21 protein-coding genes are annotated in these 19,085 nt (G+C 68.7%); 15 read left to right on the top strand and 6 right to left on the bottom strand.

Annotation, left to right across the window (positions count from 1 at the left end; translation table 11 throughout):
* Positions 1-49 precede the first annotated feature (49 nt).
* On the top strand, positions 50-550 hold the full coding sequence (locus ACFQ9R_RS01575; protein ID WP_378987785.1) for a hypothetical protein: 501 nt from the start codon (positions 50-52) through the stop codon (positions 548-550).
* Between the two features lie 46 nt (positions 551-596).
* Here the strand turns inward: ACFQ9R_RS01575 and ACFQ9R_RS01580 are convergent, their stop codons facing one another.
* Positions 597-2,096, bottom strand: coding sequence for a flavin-containing monooxygenase (locus ACFQ9R_RS01580; protein ID WP_378987788.1), 1,500 nt, complete (start codon positions 2,094-2,096; stop codon positions 597-599).
* A 179-nt stretch (positions 2,097-2,275) separates the two neighbouring features.
* Between ACFQ9R_RS01580 and ACFQ9R_RS01585 the strand changes: the two genes are divergently transcribed.
* From ACFQ9R_RS01585 to ACFQ9R_RS01595, 3 genes are all read left to right on the top strand, one after another.
* Positions 2,276-3,430, top strand: coding sequence for an LLM class flavin-dependent oxidoreductase (locus tag ACFQ9R_RS01585; protein ID WP_378987791.1), 1,155 nt, complete (start codon positions 2,276-2,278; stop codon positions 3,428-3,430).
* A gap of 326 nt (positions 3,431-3,756) precedes the next feature.
* A complete protein-coding gene (locus ACFQ9R_RS01590) occupies positions 3,757-4,368 on the top strand; it encodes an HAD family hydrolase (RefSeq protein ID WP_378987794.1) in 612 nt (203 codons plus the stop codon).
* Positions 4,369-4,435: 67 nt separating this feature from the next.
* Positions 4,436-5,017, top strand: a complete 582-nt coding sequence (locus tag ACFQ9R_RS01595) for a class I SAM-dependent methyltransferase (RefSeq protein WP_378987797.1) — start codon at positions 4,436-4,438, stop codon at positions 5,015-5,017.
* 4 nt (positions 5,018-5,021) lie between these two features.
* Here ACFQ9R_RS01595 and ACFQ9R_RS01600 read toward each other — a convergent pair whose 3' ends face one another.
* From ACFQ9R_RS01600 to ACFQ9R_RS01610, 3 genes are read right to left on the bottom strand one after another with little or no spacing between them, the layout of a single operon-like run.
* Positions 5,022-5,765: an SDR family NAD(P)-dependent oxidoreductase gene (locus ACFQ9R_RS01600; RefSeq protein ID WP_378987800.1), complete on the bottom strand. Its 744-nt coding sequence runs from the start codon at positions 5,763-5,765 to the stop codon at positions 5,022-5,024.
* Complete coding sequence (locus tag ACFQ9R_RS01605) at positions 5,762-6,817, bottom strand: alpha/beta hydrolase family protein (protein ID WP_378987803.1); 1,056 nt, start codon at positions 6,815-6,817, stop codon at positions 5,762-5,764. The genes ACFQ9R_RS01600 and ACFQ9R_RS01605 overlap by 4 nt, the downstream gene beginning before the upstream one ends.
* Complete coding sequence (locus ACFQ9R_RS01610) at positions 6,814-7,737, bottom strand: zinc-binding dehydrogenase (RefSeq protein ID WP_378987806.1); 924 nt, start codon at positions 7,735-7,737, stop codon at positions 6,814-6,816. The genes ACFQ9R_RS01605 and ACFQ9R_RS01610 overlap by 4 nt, the downstream gene beginning before the upstream one ends.
* Positions 7,738-7,908: 171 nt before the next feature.
* On the opposite strand from ACFQ9R_RS01610, the gene ACFQ9R_RS01615 reads away from it, so the two are divergent.
* The 4 genes from ACFQ9R_RS01615 to ACFQ9R_RS01630 all read left to right on the top strand — a co-directional run bounded on the left by ACFQ9R_RS01615 (position 7,909) and on the right by ACFQ9R_RS01630 (position 11,437).
* Positions 7,909-8,844, top strand: coding sequence for a LysR family transcriptional regulator (locus ACFQ9R_RS01615; protein WP_378987809.1), 936 nt, complete (start codon positions 7,909-7,911; stop codon positions 8,842-8,844).
* A gap of 159 nt (positions 8,845-9,003) precedes the next feature.
* Positions 9,004-9,441 (top strand): DUF4247 domain-containing protein, encoded by a 438-nt coding sequence (locus ACFQ9R_RS01620; RefSeq protein WP_378987811.1) that lies wholly within the window; start codon positions 9,004-9,006, stop codon positions 9,439-9,441.
* Between the two features lie 41 nt (positions 9,442-9,482).
* Positions 9,483-9,908 carry a DUF350 domain-containing protein gene (locus ACFQ9R_RS01625; RefSeq protein ID WP_378914280.1) on the top strand — a complete coding sequence of 142 codons (426 nt, stop codon included), beginning with the start codon at positions 9,483-9,485 and terminating at the stop codon, positions 9,906-9,908.
* Positions 9,908-11,437: a polyamine aminopropyltransferase gene (locus ACFQ9R_RS01630; RefSeq protein ID WP_378987814.1), complete on the top strand. Its 1,530-nt coding sequence runs from the start codon at positions 9,908-9,910 to the stop codon at positions 11,435-11,437. Before ACFQ9R_RS01625 ends, ACFQ9R_RS01630 begins: the two co-directional genes overlap by 1 nt.
* Positions 11,438-11,439: 2 nt before the next feature.
* Here the strand turns inward: ACFQ9R_RS01630 and ACFQ9R_RS01635 are convergent, their stop codons facing one another.
* On the bottom strand, positions 11,440-11,682 hold the full coding sequence (locus ACFQ9R_RS01635; RefSeq protein WP_378987818.1) for a hypothetical protein: 243 nt from the start codon (positions 11,680-11,682) through the stop codon (positions 11,440-11,442).
* Positions 11,683-11,698: 16 nt separating this feature from the next.
* Positions 11,699-12,775, bottom strand: a complete 1,077-nt coding sequence (locus ACFQ9R_RS01640; protein WP_378987821.1) for an NAD-dependent epimerase/dehydratase family protein — start codon at positions 12,773-12,775, stop codon at positions 11,699-11,701.
* 114 nt (positions 12,776-12,889) lie between these two features.
* Between ACFQ9R_RS01640 and ACFQ9R_RS01645 the strand changes: the two genes are divergently transcribed.
* From ACFQ9R_RS01645 to ACFQ9R_RS01675, 7 genes are all read left to right on the top strand, one after another.
* Positions 12,890-13,513 carry a TetR/AcrR family transcriptional regulator gene (locus ACFQ9R_RS01645; RefSeq protein WP_378987823.1) on the top strand — a complete coding sequence of 208 codons (624 nt, stop codon included), beginning with the start codon at positions 12,890-12,892 and terminating at the stop codon, positions 13,511-13,513.
* A 96-nt stretch (positions 13,514-13,609) separates the two neighbouring features.
* Complete coding sequence (locus ACFQ9R_RS01650; protein WP_301900910.1) at positions 13,610-13,930, top strand: nuclear transport factor 2 family protein; 321 nt, start codon at positions 13,610-13,612, stop codon at positions 13,928-13,930.
* The gene (locus tag ACFQ9R_RS01655) at positions 13,927-15,075 is read left to right on the top strand and encodes an alkaline phosphatase family protein (RefSeq protein WP_378987826.1); all 1,149 of its coding nucleotides are present in this window, start codon (positions 13,927-13,929) and stop codon (positions 15,073-15,075) included. The genes ACFQ9R_RS01650 and ACFQ9R_RS01655 overlap by 4 nt, the downstream gene beginning before the upstream one ends.
* A 63-nt stretch (positions 15,076-15,138) precedes the next feature.
* Positions 15,139-15,459: a hypothetical protein gene (locus ACFQ9R_RS01660; RefSeq protein WP_378987829.1), complete on the top strand. Its 321-nt coding sequence runs from the start codon at positions 15,139-15,141 to the stop codon at positions 15,457-15,459.
* A gap of 154 nt (positions 15,460-15,613) precedes the next feature.
* Positions 15,614-16,885: a transcriptional regulator gene (locus ACFQ9R_RS01665; RefSeq protein WP_378987832.1), complete on the top strand. Its 1,272-nt coding sequence runs from the start codon at positions 15,614-15,616 to the stop codon at positions 16,883-16,885.
* An 87-nt stretch (positions 16,886-16,972) separates the two neighbouring features.
* Positions 16,973-18,490 carry an aldehyde dehydrogenase family protein gene (locus ACFQ9R_RS01670; protein ID WP_378987835.1) on the top strand — a complete coding sequence of 506 codons (1,518 nt, stop codon included), beginning with the start codon at positions 16,973-16,975 and terminating at the stop codon, positions 18,488-18,490.
* Positions 18,490-18,897: a DUF779 domain-containing protein gene (locus ACFQ9R_RS01675; RefSeq protein ID WP_378987837.1), complete on the top strand. Its 408-nt coding sequence runs from the start codon at positions 18,490-18,492 to the stop codon at positions 18,895-18,897. Before ACFQ9R_RS01670 ends, ACFQ9R_RS01675 begins: the two co-directional genes overlap by 1 nt.
* Positions 18,898-19,085 lie beyond the last annotated feature (188 nt).

Consider the following 19,085-nt stretch of genomic DNA (forward strand, 5'->3'; position numbering starts at 1 on the left):
AGGACTACACTCTTTTCCTACGGTGACCCTCGGGTAGATCGGAGTCGACATGTCGAAGTTGATGAACTCCTTGTCCGAAGACGAGTACGTCCTGATCCGCGGCACAAAGAAAGCGCAGATGGCCGACCTCGACGAAGAGGCGCTGATCCGGCTGCATACCCGCGTGCGGCGGGCGCGCAACAAATTCGTCAAGGTGTATCGCCGATCCGGCGCGGCCAAGGTAGAAGCCAAGGGAGCGCGCGCCGCCGGAAAATCGGCGAACACCCACAACGCCGGCAAAGCGGAAGTCTTCGAAAGTGCGCTCAGCCGGGTGAGCCGCCAGCTGGCCACGGCCTCGAAACGCAATGCCCGCAAGTTGAAGGCCGAGAGGCTCGCCCGCGCCCGCAAGGACGCGCCGTCGTTCAGCGATATCGGCGACAGTGACGGGAAGGTGCGCTCCGCGGGGAAAGCGCGCACCGACGCCACCCGCGAGTCCTCCGGTCGAAAGAAGTTCGAGGCCTCCAGCATCGCCGCGGGGGCACGGCGCCAAGCCGCGAAGGACGGGCGCTAGCTCCGAGGAGAGCTAGCGCTGCCACCGGCGATCGTCAGTAGCGCGCCTAGGCGCCGATGCTCTCCGCGCCCGGCTCCACGCTGGTGCCGGTCTTGCTGAACTGGAGCACGCCGTCCTCGATCGGCGCCTTGTGCATCAGGGTGCGGTCCCGGTAGTAGTTGTTGACCAGTTTCCAGGCACCGCGCGCGCCCTGGCGGGGCATGGCGTCGTTGCCCCGCTGGATGTAGCCCGAGGTGAGGGCGCCACCCATGAGCGACTCGTCGGCGATGTCGTCGGGGTTGGCGTGCACCTCGAAGGTGGTGTAGCCGCGGTCGCGCATGATGTTGAGCACGCGGCACAGGTACGCGGCGGCGAGGTCGGCCTTCAGGGTCCAGGAGGCGTTGGTGTAGCCGATGATCATCAGGAAGTTCGGGATGTCGGAGTACAGGACGCTCTTGTAGGCGACCGTCTCGTTGAACTTCACCGGAGCGCCGTCGATGGTGAGCGTGATGCCGCCGAGCATCTGCACGTTCAGGCCGGTGGCGGTGACGATGATGTCGGCCTCGAGCTCCTGGCCCGACTCGGTCAAGATGCCCTTCTCGGTGAACTTCGCGATGCGGTCGGTGACGATGTCGGCCTTACCGCTCTTGAGCACCTTGAACAGGTCACCGTTGGGCACCACGCACAGGCGCTGATCCCACGGGTTGTAGCTGGGGGTGAAGTGGCGCAGGTCGACCTTCTTGCCGAGCTGCAGGCGCACCTGCGCCAGCATGAGCTTCTTGGCCAGCTCGGGGTTGGTGCGCGAGAGCTGGAAGCTGGCGCGCTGCAGGGCGATGTTGCGGGCGCGACCGATCTTGTAGGCGACGGCGTCGGGCACGCGCGACTTCTTGAAACCGATCGCGACCGGGTCGTCCGACGGCAGCGCCTGGATCCAGGTGGGCGAGCGCTGCAGCATGGTGACGTGCGCGGCGGTGTCGGCCATCGACGGGATCAGCGTGATCGCGGTGGCGCCGGAACCGATGACGACGACCTTCTTGCCTGCGTAATCCAGATCCTCCGGCCAGTGCTGCGGGTGCACGATCTGACCCTTGAAGTCGTCCTGACCGGGGAATTCGGGCTGGTAGCCCTTGTCGTAGTTGTAGTAGCCGCTGGCGCCGACGACGAAGTTCGCGGTCCAGGTCTCGGTCTCGCCGGTCGCCTCGATCACGGCCTGCACGGTCCACAGCGCGGTGCCACGATCGAAATCGGCGGTGACGACCTTGCGGCCGAACGTGATGTGGTCGGTGACGCCGTATTCCTTGGCGGTGTCCTCGACGTACTGCCGGATGCTGGCGCCGTCGGCGAGCACCTTGGTGCCGATCCAGGGGCGGAAGCCGAAACCGAAGGTGAGCATGTCCGAGTCCGAGCGGATGCCGGGGTACTTGAACAGGTCCCAGGTACCACCGATGTTCTCGCGGCGCTCGAGGATCGCGTAGGTGCGTCCGGTCTGCTCGCGAGTCAGGTGACAGGCCGTACCGATTCCGGAGAGGCCAGCGCCGATGATCAGTACGTCGACATGCCGCGTCATTGAGGAAACTCGTTTCGTAGGGTCGCCGGCCCGAGCACCGTCGCCCGAGCTTTTCACGAGGTTACGTGTTTCGCTTAGTTACGTCTAGTTCGGCATGCCCGCGCTGCGGCGTGTCGGGGGTTGCGCGCACGGTGATCGGAATCCGTGACGGGGGCGAGCGCACCGGTCAGCATCGAGGGATGACCGATCACCGACTGTCGTTTCACTGGTTCCTGCCCACCTACGGCGACTCACGCGGCCTGATGGCGGGCGGACACGGGAGCTTCATGTCCGGTGATCGCCCCGCGACGCTGCGCTATCTCAACCAGCTCACCGCCGCGGCCGAGGACAACGGCTTCGAGGGTGTCCTGACCCCGACCGGCGCCTGGTGCGAGGACGCGTGGCTGACCACCGCCATGCTCGTGCAGACCAGCGAGACGCTGAAGTTCCTGGTCGCGCTGCGTCCCGGTCTGACCAGCCCCACCTTGGCCGCCCAGATGGCGGCGACCTTCCAGCGCCATTCCGCCGGGCGTCTGCTGCTCAATGTCGTCACCGGTGGCGAGCAGCGCGAGCAGGAGGCCTACGGCGACTTCCTGGACAAGGCCGAGCGCTACGCGCGCACCGGCGAGTTCTTGCACATCGTGCGCGAGCTGTGGTCGTCGACCGAGCCGTTCAGCTTCACCGGCGAGCACCTGCGGGTGAAGGACGCGATCCTCAGCGCCCGTCCCGATCCGGTTCCGCCGGTGTTCTTCGGCGGTTCGTCAGGGCCTGCCGGGCCGATCGCCGCCCGCTACGCCGACACCTACCTCACCTGGGGCGAACCGGTGGACGCGGTCGCGAAGAAACTGGACTGGATCCGCGGACTGGCCGCGATCGAGGGCCGCACCGTCGACTTCGGCCTGCGCATCCACGTGATCAGCCGCGACACCGCCGCCGAGGCGTGGACCGAGGCCGAACGGCTCCTCGACGGCATCTCACCCGGTGAGATCGAACGGGTGCAGGCGAACCTGGCCAAGAGCGACTCCGAGGGGCAGCGCCGGATGGCGCGTCTGCACAACGGGCGCACCGACGGGCTCGAGATCGCCCCGAATCTGTGGGCGGGCGTCGGCCTGGTGCGCGGTGGCGCGGGCACGGCGCTGGTCGGGTCGCACGCCGAGGTGGCCGATCGACTGCTCGAATACGCCGCCATCGGGATCGACCACTTCATCCTGTCCGGGTATCCGCATCTGGAGGAGGCGTACTGGTTCGGCGAGGGCGTGCTGCCGATCCTGGAGCGCAAAGGCGTGTGGACCCATCCCTCACGGCCGGTGTCGGTGCCCACCGTCGCACCGTTCACCGCGGCCGCCAGTAGCTGACGACTCCGGGCGCGCCCCCGGTTCAGGGTCGCGCCCCGGGGTTCGAAACCCTGGAACGGCAGTCACTGCACCATTGCCCTTACTGCCGTTTGCCGGGTGGCACGCTGTCCCAACATCTTTCGATGGGCGTGTGACCTGCGGGTTATCCGGTTACCCAGCGGTAGGACTCAAATGCCATGACGCACAGCGTGCTTGGCTGCACCGCACTCCCCCAACCGATTTCGGCATCGAGTGCAGCGGGGGTTCCACGTGAATCAGTGCAGTTCGAGACAGGTCCGGGCAGCGACCCACAGGGCCGGTGGCCCCTCGGCGATAGGCTCGACAACGTGACTCTCACCGTCGGCTTCGACCTGGACATGACGCTCATCGATTCACGTCCGGGCGTCGCCCTGGCGATCGACACCCTCGCGCGCGAGTTCGATCTCCCGATGGACGGCTCACACTTCGCCGAGCACCTCGGCCCGCCACTGGCCACGCTGCTCGGCGACGCGGGCGCGCCCGACGATCTGATCCCCCATCTGGTCACCCGCTACCGCGAGCTGTACCCGGACGTCATCGGCCACATCGGCGCCCTCCCCGGCGCCGACGACGCGCTGGCCGCCGTGCGGGCCGGCGGTGGGCGGACGTTGGTCGTCACCGGCAAATTCGAGCCGCACGCGCGCCTGCACGTCGACCATCTCGGCTGGCGGGTCGATCGCCTCGCCGGTGACCTGTGGGCGACCGGAAAGGCCGACGTGTTGCGCGAGGAGTCGGCCCACGTCTTCGTCGGCGACCACGCGGGCGACATGCGCGGCGCCAAGGCGGCGGGCGTGGTGGCCGTCGGCGTCACGACCGGACCCTACGACGCCGACGGATTGTGGACCGCGGGCGCCGATGTGGTCCTGGACGATCTCACCCGGTTCGGCGAATGGCTGTCCGAGCACACATCCGGGCGATAGTCCTCGAAACAGCTTGTGACGCACACCAGTTCCGGAACCCATCCGCGGCCCGGCGCGTTCACCGGTCATGCCGACCGACCCCTACTGGAACCACAACACGCACTACCACCCCTGGGTACTCGATCAGGTGCCCGACACTGCCCGCACGGCATTGGACATCGGCTGCGGTGACGGGTTACTCGCCCGCAAATTAGCGACCCGCTGTGACGCGGTGCTCGGCGTGGACATCGATGACCGGGTCATCGCCAACGCGCCCGCCGCCCCCAACGTCCACCTCGAACACGCCGACTTCCGCGACCTCGACCAAACCTTCGACGTGGTCACCGCCGTCGCCACCTTGCACCATGTCCCGGTACGTGAGGGCGTCACCGCCCTGCGCCATCTCGTCGCCCCCGGCGGCACCCTCGCGGTGGTCGGCCTCTGGAAGATGCACCCGGTCAGCGACTTCCACTACCTCCCCCTCCTCCCCGCGATCTGGGGCCTGGATCGGTGGCGGCGCCGGTCGCACGGCGGCCCCGATGTCACGCTGGCCGACCCACGCGAAACCCTCGCCGAAATCCGTTCCGCCGCCGCCGAACACCTGCCCGGTGCCGAGATCCACCGCCGCCTGATGTGGCGCTACACGCTGCGCTGGCAGCGCCCACGCTGAGTTGTCACCGCGGGTACGCGGCGACCAGTCCGCCGTCGACGATGATGTCCTGACCGTTGATGTAGGACGCCTCGGCGGAGCCGAGAAAGGCGACGAGGGCGGCGATCTCGTCGGTGTTGCCGAATCGTCCGCTCACGACGCGGGACGCGGCCATGGTGGCGAACTCCTCGGTCATCGCCCCGGCGGACATGGGGGTATCGATATAGCCGGGGCTGATGGAGTTGACCCGGATGCCGCGGGGGCCGAGTTCGGTGGCGAGGGTGCGGGCGAGATTGTGGACCGCGGCCTTGGTGGCGGCGTAGAGGGTCAGGGCGCTGTCGGCGCGGTGCAGGGTCCACGACGCGTTGAGGACCACGGCCGCGCCGGGGGTGAGCAGCGGCAACGTCTTCTGGACGGTGAAGAACACGCCCTTGAGGTTGACGTCGACGGTGTGGTCGAAGTCGGCCTCGGTGATGTCGGAGAACGCGGCGAAGGCGCCGGTGCCCGCGTTGGCGAAGACCAGATCGAGGCGGCCGAATCGCGCGGTGACGGCGGCGACCATCGTGTCGATGGCGTTCAGGTCGGCGGTGTCGGCGGCGAGACCGGTGGCGCGCGGGCCGAGCTGCGCGGCGGCGGCCCGGACGCGTTCGCCGGTGCGCCCGGTGATGACGACGTGGGCGCCTTCGTCGATCAACCGCTGTGCGGTGGCCAGGCCCATTCCGCTGGTGCCGCCGGTGACGAGCGCGATCTTGTCGGTGTAACGGTTCATGAGATTCCTTCGGTGAGGTGGTCGGCGACGGTGGGCAGCCAGGCCGGCCGGTTGTTCCCGACGAGGTGGTCGCCGCCGGGGATGCGCAGGTAGTGGGCACGCGGTGCGGTGCGCGCCAGCAGTGCACCGTCGGTGACCCCGGGGATGGCGTCGTCCGCGCCGTCGACCACCAGCAGTGGGCAGTGCAGGGCCGGGGCGAGGGGTGTCAGATCGACTGTGGAGGCGAAGGCTTCGGCGGCTTCGCGGGACCCTGCTCGGCGGGTGATGAGGTCACCGACGGGGTCGGGCAGTGCCGGCCAGTCGAGTCGGAACGGTCCACTCACCGTGGCGGCCACGGTGATTCGCGGGTCGAGTGCCGCGGCGGCTGCCGCGTAGTACCCGCCGAGGCTGAGCCCGACGATGCCCACCTCCGCGACACCGAGCGCGTCGATCACCCCGCCGATCACGACGGGATAGGCGGTGGTCACGGTCGAGGTCGCGGCGAGCGCGCCCTGCCCGGGTCCGTCCATGGCGAACACGGCCGCGCCTCGACGGACGAGTGCGTCGGCGAGCACATGGAACTCGTCCTTGCTCGAGTCCAGTCCCGGCACCACGATCACAGTGCGTGCCGCGTCAGCGGGGCCGCGCCGGATGCCGGTGAAATCGCGACCGGTGATCCGCCGCGAATCCGGTTCCAGGAGCGAGAAGCCCGCTTCGGCGGCGGAGTCGGCCGCCGCCGCGTGCACGTGGTGATCGCTGTCGGGGATGAGCGTGGCCAAGTGCGCCCATCGCGCCGCCATCAGGAGATTCTCGCCTCGGGTGACCGACGACGGCGGCGCTGTTGGATATCGCGCGGCCGCCGACCCACGGTCCGCCCGGTCAGGCCCGGGGTGCGGTTGCGTAACCCCCCGGTGCTGCTCGGCCGCGACCCGGAACCGCAGGGCCGCGGCCGCGCACGCGGGCGCCCAGTCGGCGGGAGTCGCGACAGCGGCACAGGCCCGGCGATAGGCGTGTGGGTCGATTCCCGCGCCCGTGGCGCGACTGAACATCGACTCGACCAGTTCGGCGTTCATCGCGCCGCACCCGTGGTCAGGACGGCCTTGCCTCGAATGCGCCGATCCCGCAGATCTACCAGCACTTCAGCGGTCTCGGACCAGTCGGCGACCCGGCCGATCTCCGGATGCAGCCTGTTCTCGGCGACGAGCCGCACGAGCGTGGCGAGGTCGCGATCGTAGGGCGCGCCCGCGTAGTGGAAGTGCCGGAGCGTCGCGTTCTCCGGGCCGGTGAAGAAGTCGAAGAAATCGAGCGTCGCCGGTGTTCGGCTCGCCTGCCCGAACCAGACCGCCGTGCCACCGGGAACGAGCTTTGCCAGGCACAGTGCCAGTGCGGGGCCGCCGGTCGACTCGAGGACGAGGTCGAAGGGCCCGGAGGCCGCGTCGAGGTCGTGCACCACCTGGGTGGCGCCCAGGGCCGAGAGCCGCTGTCCGCGTTCGGGCGACGCCGTGACGGCGGTGACCGAGGCGCCGGCTGCCGCCGCGAGTTCGGTCACGTAGTGCCCGACGCCGCCCGATGCCCCGGTGAGCAGGATCCGAGTCCCCGCTACCGGCCCCGCCACCCGCATCAATCGCAGGGCGGTGATGCCGGCCAGCGGAAGGGCGGCCGCACGGACCGCGTCCACCCCGTCGGGCAGGGGAACCAGTGCGTTTGTCGGCACCGCCGCGTATTCCGCCCAGCCACCCAGCGGCGGATGACCGACGACCCGGGTCCCGACCGATGGGCCGGATCCGTCGGCCGCGGCCTGCACGACCAGTCCGGCGATGTCTTTGCCCGGCAACAGATCCGGGCGCGGATCCGCCAACAGGAAGGTCTCGCCACGGTTGGGCGCGAAAGCCTCGACGCGGACGAGTGCCTCGTCGGCGCGGGGCACGGGTTCGGCCGCTTCGGTCATGGTGACCGGCCGCTTCGGGTCGCCGGTCGGAATCAAACGTCGCATGCCGTGATGTAACCGCCGTGCCGTCGGCCCGGGCCAACAACTGGGCCGCGATGGTGACAACGCACGGTTGTCGCCGCTGCGTGTCATACCTCGACGCCGACCGCCGACGGTTTCGCCGCAGTCGGTGGAACTCCGTGTCAGGGCGGCCGAGAGGAGCGCTATGGTGCGAACGTGGACCTGGACCTGGCAACCGTACGCGCGTTCGTGCGCACGGCGCACGAACGGCATTTCGGCCGTGCCGCCGCGAACCTCGGGATCACTCAGCAGGCGCTGTCCAAGCGAGTGGCCCGACTGGAATCCAGCCTCGGTGTCCGCCTACTCGACCGCGACCAGCTCGGGGTACGACTCACCGAGGCCGGCGCGCGGTTTCTGCCGGGCGCCGAGGAGACCCTGCGCGCGGGTGATCGGGCGGTGGCCGCCCTCGTCGGCGCGCACGGTCCCCTGCACATCGACGTGTGGGGGCACCTGTTCGCTCCGCTGCGCACGGTCGCCCAGGTCGCGACCGCACCGGGAGCACCGCCACTACGACCGGGCCACGGACGCGACCTGCCCACCGTCGCCGCGGCCGTCGTCCACGGTGAGATCGATGCCGGATTCGGCCGGGTCCACCCGCCCTTACCGGACGGGTTGACCCATCGTCTCGTCCGCCTCGAGCCGGTCGATGTGGTCGTGAGCACCGATCATCGGCTCGCCGGGGCCACCTCACTGCGCCCCGACCAGCTGCGCGACAGCGTCCTGCACGCACCGGCCGATCTCGGCCGCCTGGACTTTCTTGCCCGTTTCGCCGAACGTTTCGGTATCAGCGAGCACCTCACCACGCCGAATCTCGGTCTCGCACCGATGCTTTCGACGCTGGCCGCCGATCCGCGTGGCTTCGCCCTCCTGCCCGCCGACGTCGAGTTCCCCGAGGTGCCAGGGGTCACCGCGATACCGCTGGTGGACCCGACTCCCCTCTACGCCTGGTCGTTGATCTGGCGTACCGGCGCCGAACCGCCACTGCTCGAAGCGCTGGTGACCGCCCTGGTCCGGACGGCAGGCGAGAATCGGTGGCTGGAGTACGACCCGGCCCGCGACTGGTTACCGACGCAGGAACCCACCCTCGCCTGATCACGGGCACAGCGACTCTGTCGGTCCGTATTGTCCGAATCGATGCGGGAGGTCCGCTCACCCGGTGATACAGTCCGGCAGGATTTTTCGATGGGGAGGGTCAGTCATCAACGCAGCACGGACAGTTGGGTGGCGCACCGGGTTCGGGGGGTCGGCTCGATGAATCGCACCAGGTGGATCATCGCGAGCCTGGTGGCGGTGGTCGCGGTCGTCGTGGCGGTGGTCGTCGTCGTGGTGGTCACCCGCGACGAGGATCCGCGTGAATTCGTCGCGGAGAAGTATCGGCGAGCGCAGCAACTCGATCAGGCGAACAACGGCCTCGCGTTCCTCGCCACCGCCGCACCGGCCGTGGTGGCCGCCACGATCGCGAAAGCCACCGACCCGCGCGGCCGGCGCAATACCGGCGACAACCACTACCTACGCTTTGACCACGACCTCCTCGCGGTGTCACCGCATGCCGGTGGCTCCCTGATCCTCGTCGACAGCTACGCCAACGGCACGCGCCGCCATCACGCCCACACCAGCGGTTACGGCTGGACCAGCGGCTCCGCGGCGGGCGACTACCGCGGCGGCGGCAGCGACAACGGCGGCAAGTAGTTCATTCGGGCATCTCGCCCGCACAGCACAGGAGGACACTCATGCTCGCCGACCTGGCGGCGGACGCGGGCGCCGCGCTCGCCTATTCCGCGGTGGGAATCGTGTTGATGGCCGTCGGTTTCGGCGTCGTCGACCTGCTCACCCCGGGCGACCTGCGCGCCCAGATCTGGATCGAACGCAACCGCAATGCCGCGATCCTGCTCGCCTCGAACCTGTTCGGGGTCGGGATCATCGTGGCCGTGGCCATCTGGACCTCGGAAGGCAAGATCGCCGAGGCGCTGCTGTCCAGCGCGATCTACGGAGTGATCGGGCTGGCCGCGATGGCGGTGGCGTTCGTGCTGCTCGACGCGCTCACCCCCGGCGACTTCCGGGCCGTCGTCGCCGACGCCGAACCGCATCCGGCGGTGTGGGTCACGGCGTCGGCGCATGTCGCGGTGGCGCTGGTGGTGGCCGCGGGCCTGACCTGATGCCCCGGCACCGCCTGGCCAGGGCGGCACTGCTGGCGACCGTGTTCGTCTGCGCGGCATGTGGTTTGGTGTACGAGCTGTCGCTGGTCACCCTGGGCAGCTATCTGATCGGTGACACCGCCGCGCAGGCGTCGATCACGTTGAGCGTGATGGTCTGCTCGATGGGTGTCGGCGCGCTGCTGGCGAAACCGCTCCGGTCGCGTGCCGCCGCGGCTTTCGTGGCCGTGGAACTGGCATTGGCCGTCGTCGGCGGGCTCTCCGTGGCTGCCCTGTACGCCAGTTACGCGTGGCTCAATATCTACACCGGCACGCTGGTGCTGGCGGCGGCGGTGATCGGGATGCTCGTCGGTGCGGAGATTCCGTTGCTGATGGAGTTGCTCCAGGACATCCGCGAGCAGGAGGCCAGCAGCGCGGTCGCCGACCTGTTCGCGGCCGACTACGTGGGTGCGCTGCTGGGTGGCCTGGCGTTTCCGTTCCTGCTGCTGCCGGTGTTCGGGCAGATCCGCGGCAGCCTGGTGGTCGGGGTAGTGAACGCGATCGCCGGACTCGCGTTGGCGTTCTTCTTCTTTCGCGACAAGATGACGCGCGGCGCCCGCCACACCCTGATCGCCGCGACCGTCGTGGTGGCCTGCGGGCTGACCGGTAGTTACCTCTACGCCGACCGTTTCGAGGCGACCGCGCAGCAGGCGCTGTTCGCCCACCCGATCGTGTGGCAGACACGCACGCCCTATCAGCAGATCGTGCTCACCGAATCGTTCTCCCCGTTCGCCACCACCGATACCCGGCTCTATCTCAACGGCGGACTCCAGTTCTCCTCGGTCGACGAATACCGCTATCACGAGGCGCTGGTGCACCCGGTGCTGGCGGGCCCGCACCGTTCGGTGCTGGTGCTGGGCGGCGGCGACGGCCTCGCGCTGCGCGAGATCCTGCGCTATCGCGACATCGCCGAGGTGACCCTGGTCGAACTCGATCCGGCGATGATCGAGCTGGCCCGCACCGACGACCGGCTCACCGATCTCAACCGCCGCGCGTTCGACGATCGACGCGTCACCGTGGTCGAGGCCGACGCGTTCACCTGGTTACGCAGTGCCCCAGGGCTTTTCGACGCGGTGATCGTCGATCTGCCGGACCCCGACCAGACCTCGGTGGCCAAGCTGTACTCGCAGGAGTTCTACGCGATGACCGCCAACGTGCTGGCCCCCGGCGCCCGCATGGTCGTCCAATCGGGCTCGCCCTTCTTCGCCCCGCGCTCCTTCTGGACCATCGACGCCACCGTGCGCTCGGCGGGTCTGCACACCACCCCGTATCACGTGGACGTCCCGAGCTTCGGCGACTGGGGCTTCGTGCTGGCGTCGGCGGGCGCGGCGCCGACGCCGTCCCTGCGCAGCCCCGGGCCCCTGCGTTCCCTGGACGAGACCACCCTCACCGCGGCCACCGTCTTCCCACCGGACCGCCGAGCGGTCGACCCCGAGGTCTCGACATTGATGCGTCCGGTGATCCTGGATCTGCAACGCCAAGAATGGCGTTGACGTCAGACCTGACCCGAACAGGCCAGGTGCGTACCGACGACAACGAGCCCGAGGACGGCGACCACCGCCGACAACGCCGGGGCCGGTTCTCGCACCAACCGGGACGCGCCGCGCCGCACAGCGACACCTGCCCGCTCCAGCCGGCTCCCGAGGGCCGGACGCCCGGTGGGCTCGCCGTCCGCGCGCCCGCGGAACTTGCGGCGGACGACGCCGAGCAGAGTGAGGACGAGCGCGGTGATCAACATCGTCTTTCCTTCCCGCTCAACGGGTTCCGACAACAGCACGCGATGACTTCGCGGGCCGTCCGGGAGCGGTGACGATGCCGAACGCGATCAGGCTGTCGGCGGTGTCGCGCACGGTGTCCTCGATCGGGCGCATGGTCCAGCCCAGTTCGCGGCGGGCCTTGTCGGCGCTGACGTGTTCGGTGCGGCCCAGCACCGGCACGGTCAGGCGCACACCTTTGTCGAAGACGGCGACCACGCGGATCACCCAGTTCGGCAGGACCCGGGTGGGGACACGGAAGCCCTCGGCGGCGTAGTCGCGGGCCAGCAGGCCGGCCAGCTCCCCCATCCAGAGCGGATCGGCCGCGCAGATGTACCGATTGCCCGCGGCCTCGGGAACTTCCATCGCCAGCCGGTGCGCCACGGCGAGGTCGCGCACGTCGACGGGGGTCCAGCCGGTTTTCACCGAACCGGGGACGGCGCGGGCCAGCAGTCGGCGGACCGGCTCGTGGGAGGTACTGGTCCTGGCTTCGAGCAGCGGGCCCAGGATAATGCCGGGATTGACCACCACCAGTTCCAGATCCGAGGCGGCGGGCAGGGATTCGACGAAGTCCCAGGCCGCGCGCTCGGCGAGGGTCTTGCTCTTCTGATACGCGGGGATGCGCTCGACCACCGACCAGTCGTCCTCGGTTCGTACCTCGTCGGTGTCGTGGCCGTAGGCGACGGCGGCGACCGAGGAGGTCAGCACGACGCGGCGGACACCGGCGGCCGCTGCGGCGCGCAACACGCGCAGGGTGCCCTGCACCGCGGGCTCGATGAGGTCCTGCTCGTCCTCCGGCGGTGCCGCGGGGAACGGCGAGGCGACGTGCAGCACGGTGTCGCAGCCGGTGACCGCCGCGGCCCAGCCCGCGTCGTCGTCGAGGGAGGCGGCGACGAATTCCAGCTCGCCCCCGGTGCGGCGGGCGAGTTCGGTCAGGTGGGCGCGGGTGGCGTGCGCGGCGAGGTCGCGCACGGTGGCGCGGACGGCATAGCCGTGGTCGAGGAGTTCGGCGATGCAGTGGCCGGCGACGAAACCTGTCGCGCCGGTGACGAGTACCCGGGTGGTCATGGTGGTCATCCATTCCGTCGATTCGGTGGAGCGCGCATCTAAGCGATGCTCAATTAATCTAAACACTGCATAGATTTCCTGTCCAGTGCCAATTCCGACAGGGGTCTCGCATACGCTCGGAGGGTGAAGCGCACCAGTTACCACCACGGCGACCTGCGCGCCACGCTGATGGACGCCTGCCTGCGCCTGATCGAGAGCGAGGGCCTGGCCGCGGTGAGCCTGCGCCGGGTCGCCAGGGAGGCCGGGGTCAGCAGCGGCGCGCCCTATCACCATTTCGCCGACCGCGCCGCGCTGCTCTCCGCCCTGTCGATCGACGGCTTCCAGCAGTTGGCGGCCTATCTGACCGCCGCCAGGGCCACGACCACCGACCCGCTGGCTGCCCTCACCGAACTCGGCGATGCCTACGTGCGGTTCTCCCGCGAACACCCGGCCCAGTTCCGGCTCATGTTCCGGCCCGAACTGTCCCAGCCGGAAAAGCACCCCGACGCCCACGCCGCCGGCGACGCCGCCTTCGACGTCCTGGTCCGGACGGTCGCCGACTGTGTCGCCGTCGGGGCGCTGCCCGCCGATCGCGCCGAGACCCTGGCCGTGGCCTGGTGGGGACTGGCACACGGGCTGGCATCGCTGTGGCTCGACGGACATCTCGAGAAGCGCAGTGAACAGATGGGCACGCACGCCCCCGAACTCGTCGACACGATCATGCGCACCTTCACCGCGCTGATCGCGCCGGGATCGGCGACCGCCTGACGCGCCGCCCAAATTCCTCCGACCCGGCACGTGCACTCACCTAGAGTGAGTAACACCGTCTTTGTCCGTGCGTACCCGCTTCGAGCAGGAGGCCCGATGTCCGGCACCGCGAAACTCGATCCCGTGGTCGAAGCGTTCGTCGACGCGCTCAACGCGCAGGACACCGACCAGTTCTACGGTGTGCTCACCGAGGACGCGACGATGTCCGATGACGGTGTCGAACGCAATCTCGCCCAGTGGACCGAGGCCGAGATCTTCAGCAGCAACGGACATCTGGTCGTGGACACGGTCGACTCCGACGACGGCCTCGCCCTCACCGCCGACTACACCAACAGCCGGTGGGGTTCGATGCGCACCACCTGGCAGTTCGTCCTGCGCGACGGGCTGATCAGCCGATTCGAAACAGGACAGGCGTGACCGACGATCTTCTTCTCACCCCACGTTACGGCACAGCCACACTCGCCGATCTCCTCCCGTCGGTACTGAGCTGCCTCGGTGTCCCCGGCGACACCGACCGACTCGGCCTCGATCTCGATGTCGACCGGGTCTGCGTATTACTCGTGGACGGACTCGGCGCACAAGCCCTGGCGGCCGAATCCGCTGCGGCGCCGTTCCTGACGAGCCTGCCCGAGGCGAGCATCGACGCCGGGTTCCCGAGCACCACGGCGACGAGTCTGACCACCCTCGGCACCGGCCTGCCCGCCGGCGAGCACGGCATCGTCGGCTACTGCATGCGCCTGCCCGGCGAGGAACGCCTGTTCAACTCGCTCAGGTGGCAACTCATGGGCGACGGACCGAAGGCCGACGCACGCGCCACGCTCCCACCAGACCGGATCCAGCCGCATCGCACCGTCTTCGAGCGCGCCACCGAGGCGGGCATCGCGGCGGTACAGGTCGCACCGAGCTACCAGGACGGTTCCGGCCTGACCTCGGCCGGCTGGCGCGGCGGCGAATTCCGCACCGCCTACTCGGTCGGCGATCTCGTCGACGGAGTACTCAACGCCCTCACCTCGGCACCGAAAACCCTGGTCTACACCTATCATTCGGAACTCGACACCACCGGCCACGCTCGCGGGCCCGCCAGCCGCGCATGGCGGTTCGAACTCGCCAATGTCGACCGGATCGCCGCCGAGATCGCCGCGCGCCTGCCCGCTCGCTCGGCGCTGATCGTCACCGCCGATCACGGCATGATCGAACTGCGCGAGCGCGTCGACTTCGACACCCACCCGCACCTGTCGGACGATGTCGCGGCACTCGGCGGTGAACCACGCGCCCGCCACGTCTACACCGACAACCCCGCCGCGGTCGCCGACACCTGGCGCGGCGTTCTCGGGAGCGGATTCCTGGTGCGCACCCGAGACGAGGCGATCGAGGCAGGCTGGTTCGGCCCGGTCGTCACCCGCGACGCCGCCGCGCGCATCGGCGATCTCGTCGTGATCGCGAGCGGCGACGGCGGTGTCGTACGGTCGGGCGCCGAACCGCTGCAATCGATGATGATCGGCCACCACGGCTCGCTCACCGCCGCCGAGCTGCGGGTTCCCCTGCGAATCCACCGCGCCTGAGCACCACCGCATAAGCTGGCGTCGACGCGCGACCGCGCGCAGCGAACCATTCCAGGAGGAATCATGCACGCCAACACCCGAACCGGCGCCGTCGCGGTGGGCGTCGCGGTGCTGGCGGCACTGGCCACCGGATGCACCGAGGTCGAGCGAGTGCTCAACCAGGGCGGTGACACGAGCTGTCGCGACTACGTCAACCAGGACGCGAACACCAAGCGGATCACCATCACCAAGGCGATCAAGCAGCAGACCGGCAACGACAACGAACCGGCGGGCACCGTGGTCGACTCGATGATCGTGCAGGTCGATCTGCTGTGCGCGACTCAGCGCAATGTCGACACCCCGATCAAGAACGCCGATATCGCCGGGATCTTCCTGAACAAATAGTCACCGGCGTCAAGGCAACGCGACAGCCCGGCGACCGGTGACCGGTCGTCCTGGGCACAAACGTTCCCACGGCGGTGGCACAGCTGATAGACAGTAAGCGCCACACCCGTTCTCGTCGCTGGAACGGTGCGTCACCGACGAGCAGGGAGTGAACGTGGGCGAGGAACTGGGCAGGGCACCAGGCGCCCACGACGACCCGATCGCCGGACCGCACCGGCCCGAACGACTCTCGGACTACCGGGTCGAACTCGAGAAGCAGTGGAACCGCCTGGCCGCACCCTCGCGCCCGCTGACCCTGCCCCGCGACACCGGGGCCGTGCGCAACGATGTCGCCAAATCCTGGCAGCGCTCCCTGCACACCGTCGACCCCGCCACCGAAGTCGCTCCCGGATTCAACGACATCAGTGACCGCTGGTCGGAATCCCCGCTGCGCAGACCGGTCACCGAACTCGCGGGCCAGCTGCGCGGAATGGCCGAGGAGTCGGGCTATCTCGCCGTCGTCAGTGACGAATCGGGCACCATCTTGTGGACCGCGGGCGATCGCACGCTGCGCCGCCAAGGGGAAGCGGTGAACTTCGCGCCGGGCGGGGTCTGGGACGAAAGCCACATGGGCACCAACGGGTTATCTCTGGCCCTGCACGACGACAGGGCCGTCACCGTGTTCTCCGCCGAGCATCTCGTCGCCGCGCTGCACGGCTGGGTCTGCTACTCCGCGCCGATCCACGGCCCCGACGGCCGCACGGTGGGCGTGCTCGATCTGTCCTCGACGTGGGAACGTTCGCATCCGATGGTGATGACCTCGGTCCGCGCATTGGTCACCGCCGTGGAGACCATGCTGCGCGCCGAGGCGCCCACCCCGGCACCGGGTGTTCGGCTCGAATGCCTCGGCGCCGCACGGCTTTTGCGCGACGGCAGGCCGGTGCCGCTGCCGCCGCGCCAACTCGAGATCCTCGCGCTGCTGGCGCTCGAGCCCGACGGCTACACCCCCGAGCAATTGCACGCCGCGGTCTACGGTGAGCGGCCGGTGTCGCTGAACACGCTCAAAGCCGATGTGTCGCACCTGCGCCGCGCCACCCGCGGCGAGATCACCAACCGGCGCTACATGCTCACCGGCCAGGTGTCCTGCGACGCGGTGGACCTACTGGCCGCCATCGAGGGCGGCGACCTCACCTCGGCGCTGTGGCTGTATCGCGGACCACTGCTGCCCGGATCGGATCTGCCCGGCGTCGAACAGTGGCGCGCCCACCTCGATGTCGGCATTCGCAACGCCGTGCTGGGCAGCGACCGGCCCGAGCACGCGGTCGCGTTCGGGCAGCGCTGCCCCGGCGATGTCGCCGTGCACGAGCACGCCCTGCGGCTACTGCCTCGCGATGATGTCCGCCGCGCCGTCGTGACGGCCCGGCTTTTCACCGCACGCCAGGGCTGACCTGCGCAGACGCCGTCACCAACCTCGTACCAACCTTCGCCGACCATAGTGTGGGGCACCACGCAGAGGTCGCGAGGAGCGAGGCGAATGATCTACGGCAAACCCGGATCGGATACCGGCATAGTCAGCTATGCCGCCCGATACGACAACTTCATCGGAGGTGACTGGTCGCCCCCTGTCGAAGGCCGTTATTTCGACAACACCTCACCGGTCGACGGTGAGATCTTCTGCGCGGTGGCCCGTTCCAGCGCCGCCGACATCGACATGGCGCTCGAGGCGGCACACCGCGCCACCGAGCGATGGGCCGCGACCTCGGTCACCGAGCGGGCCGACATCCTGCTCAAGATCGCCGACCGGATCGAGAACAGTCTCGAACCGCTGGCCGTGGCCGAGACCTGGGACAACGGCAAACCGGTGCGCGAAACCCTGGCGGCGGACCTCCCGCTGGCCATCGATCACTTCCGGTACTTCGCGGGTGTGCTTCGCGCCCAAGAGGGCTCGCTGTCCCAGATCGACGCCGACACGGTCGCCTATCACTTCCACGAACCGCTCGGCGTGGTCGGCCAGATCATTCCGTGGAACTTCCCGATCCTGATGGCCGCCTGGAAACTCGCACCCGCGCTGGCGGCGGGCAACTGCGTGGTCATCAAACCGGCCGAACAGACACCGGCGTCGCTGCTGCTCGTCGTCGAACTCATCGCGGATCTGTTACCCGACGGAGTTCTCAACGTGGTCAACGGTTTCGGTGTCGAGGCGGGCAAACCGCTGGCACAGAGCCCACGGGTGGCCAAGCTCGCCTTCACCGGCGAGACCACCACCGGGCGGTTGATCATGCAGTACGCCAGCGAGAACATCATTCCGGTCACTCTCGAACTCGGCGGCAAGAGCCCCAACATCTTCCTGCCCGATGTGCTGGCCGACGACGACGATTACCTCGACAAGGCCGTCGAGGGGTTCGTCATGTTCGCCCTGAACCAGGGCGAGGTGTGCACGTGCCCGTCGCGGGCGCTGATCCACTCGTCGATCTACGACGAGTTCCTCGCCCGCGCCATCGCCCGCACCGAGGCCATCGTGTCCGGTCATCCGCTCGACACCGAGACGATGATCGGCGCACAGGCCGGCAACGACCAGTACGAGAAGATTCTGTCCTATTTCGACATCGGCAGAGCCGAAGGCGCCCGTGTGCTCACTGGAGGGGAAGCACGCAAGGTCGACGGTCTACCGGGTGGGTACTACATCGAACCCACGGTCTTCTCCGGTGACAATACGATGCGGATCTTCCAGGAGGAGATCTTCGGCCCGGTCGTCGCGGTCACCCGCTTCGATACCGTCGACGAAGCGATCCGCATCGCCAACGACACCCTCTACGGTCTCGGTGCGGGCGTGTGGACCCGCGACATGAACACCGCCCACCGACTCGGCCGCGGCATCAAGGCAGGCCGGGTCTGGACCAACTGCTACCACGCCTACCCCGCCCATGCCGCGTTCGGCGGCTACAAGAAGTCGGGGTTCGGCAGGGAGAACCACGCGATGATGCTCGGGCACTACCAGCAGACCAAGAACCTGCTGGTCAGTTATTCGACGACGAAACTCGGGATGTTCTGATGCAGAATCGAATCCACCGTGTGGAGATCACCGAGCGCGCTCAGACCCTGCTCCGCCGCCTCATCGAGGACAACGGCCCGGTGCTGTTCCGCCAGGCCGGCGAGGGCTGCGACGACGACGCCGCACCGGTGTGCCTGTCGGCCAAGCAGTTCCCGATCGAGAAGGCCGACATCCTGCTCGGCCGGCTCAGCTGGCACACCGAATTCTGGATCAGCGCGGCACAATTCGAATGCTGGAAAGATACCCACCTCACCGTCGATGTGACGCGCGGTGAGGCTGCCGAGGATTCGCTCGAGGCAGGCCAGGGCATGCGATTCGTGTTGCGCGCCAGGCTGCTGACCGAGGCGGAGCACGCGGCACTGGCGGCCGGGCCGCCACCACGCACGGGCGCCGACCGCACACTGTAGCGGCGCCCGCCGAAAACCTGACCTGGCAGCATCTTTCCCGGCGCTGCCAGGTCGCGGCGAGCCCCCGCCGACTGGGCCATCGCGGCTCAGCCGGCGGGGTGAGCTCGCCGTTTTTTCATTTTCACCCCCATATAGCAAATGTGTTCCCGCGCAAACCAAATCGCGTCTCGCTCAGCGAGACACAGGCG

This window comes from Nocardia sp. NPDC056541 (assembly GCF_042794235.1).
Taxonomy (GTDB): Bacteria; Actinomycetota; Actinomycetes; order Mycobacteriales; family Mycobacteriaceae; genus Nocardia.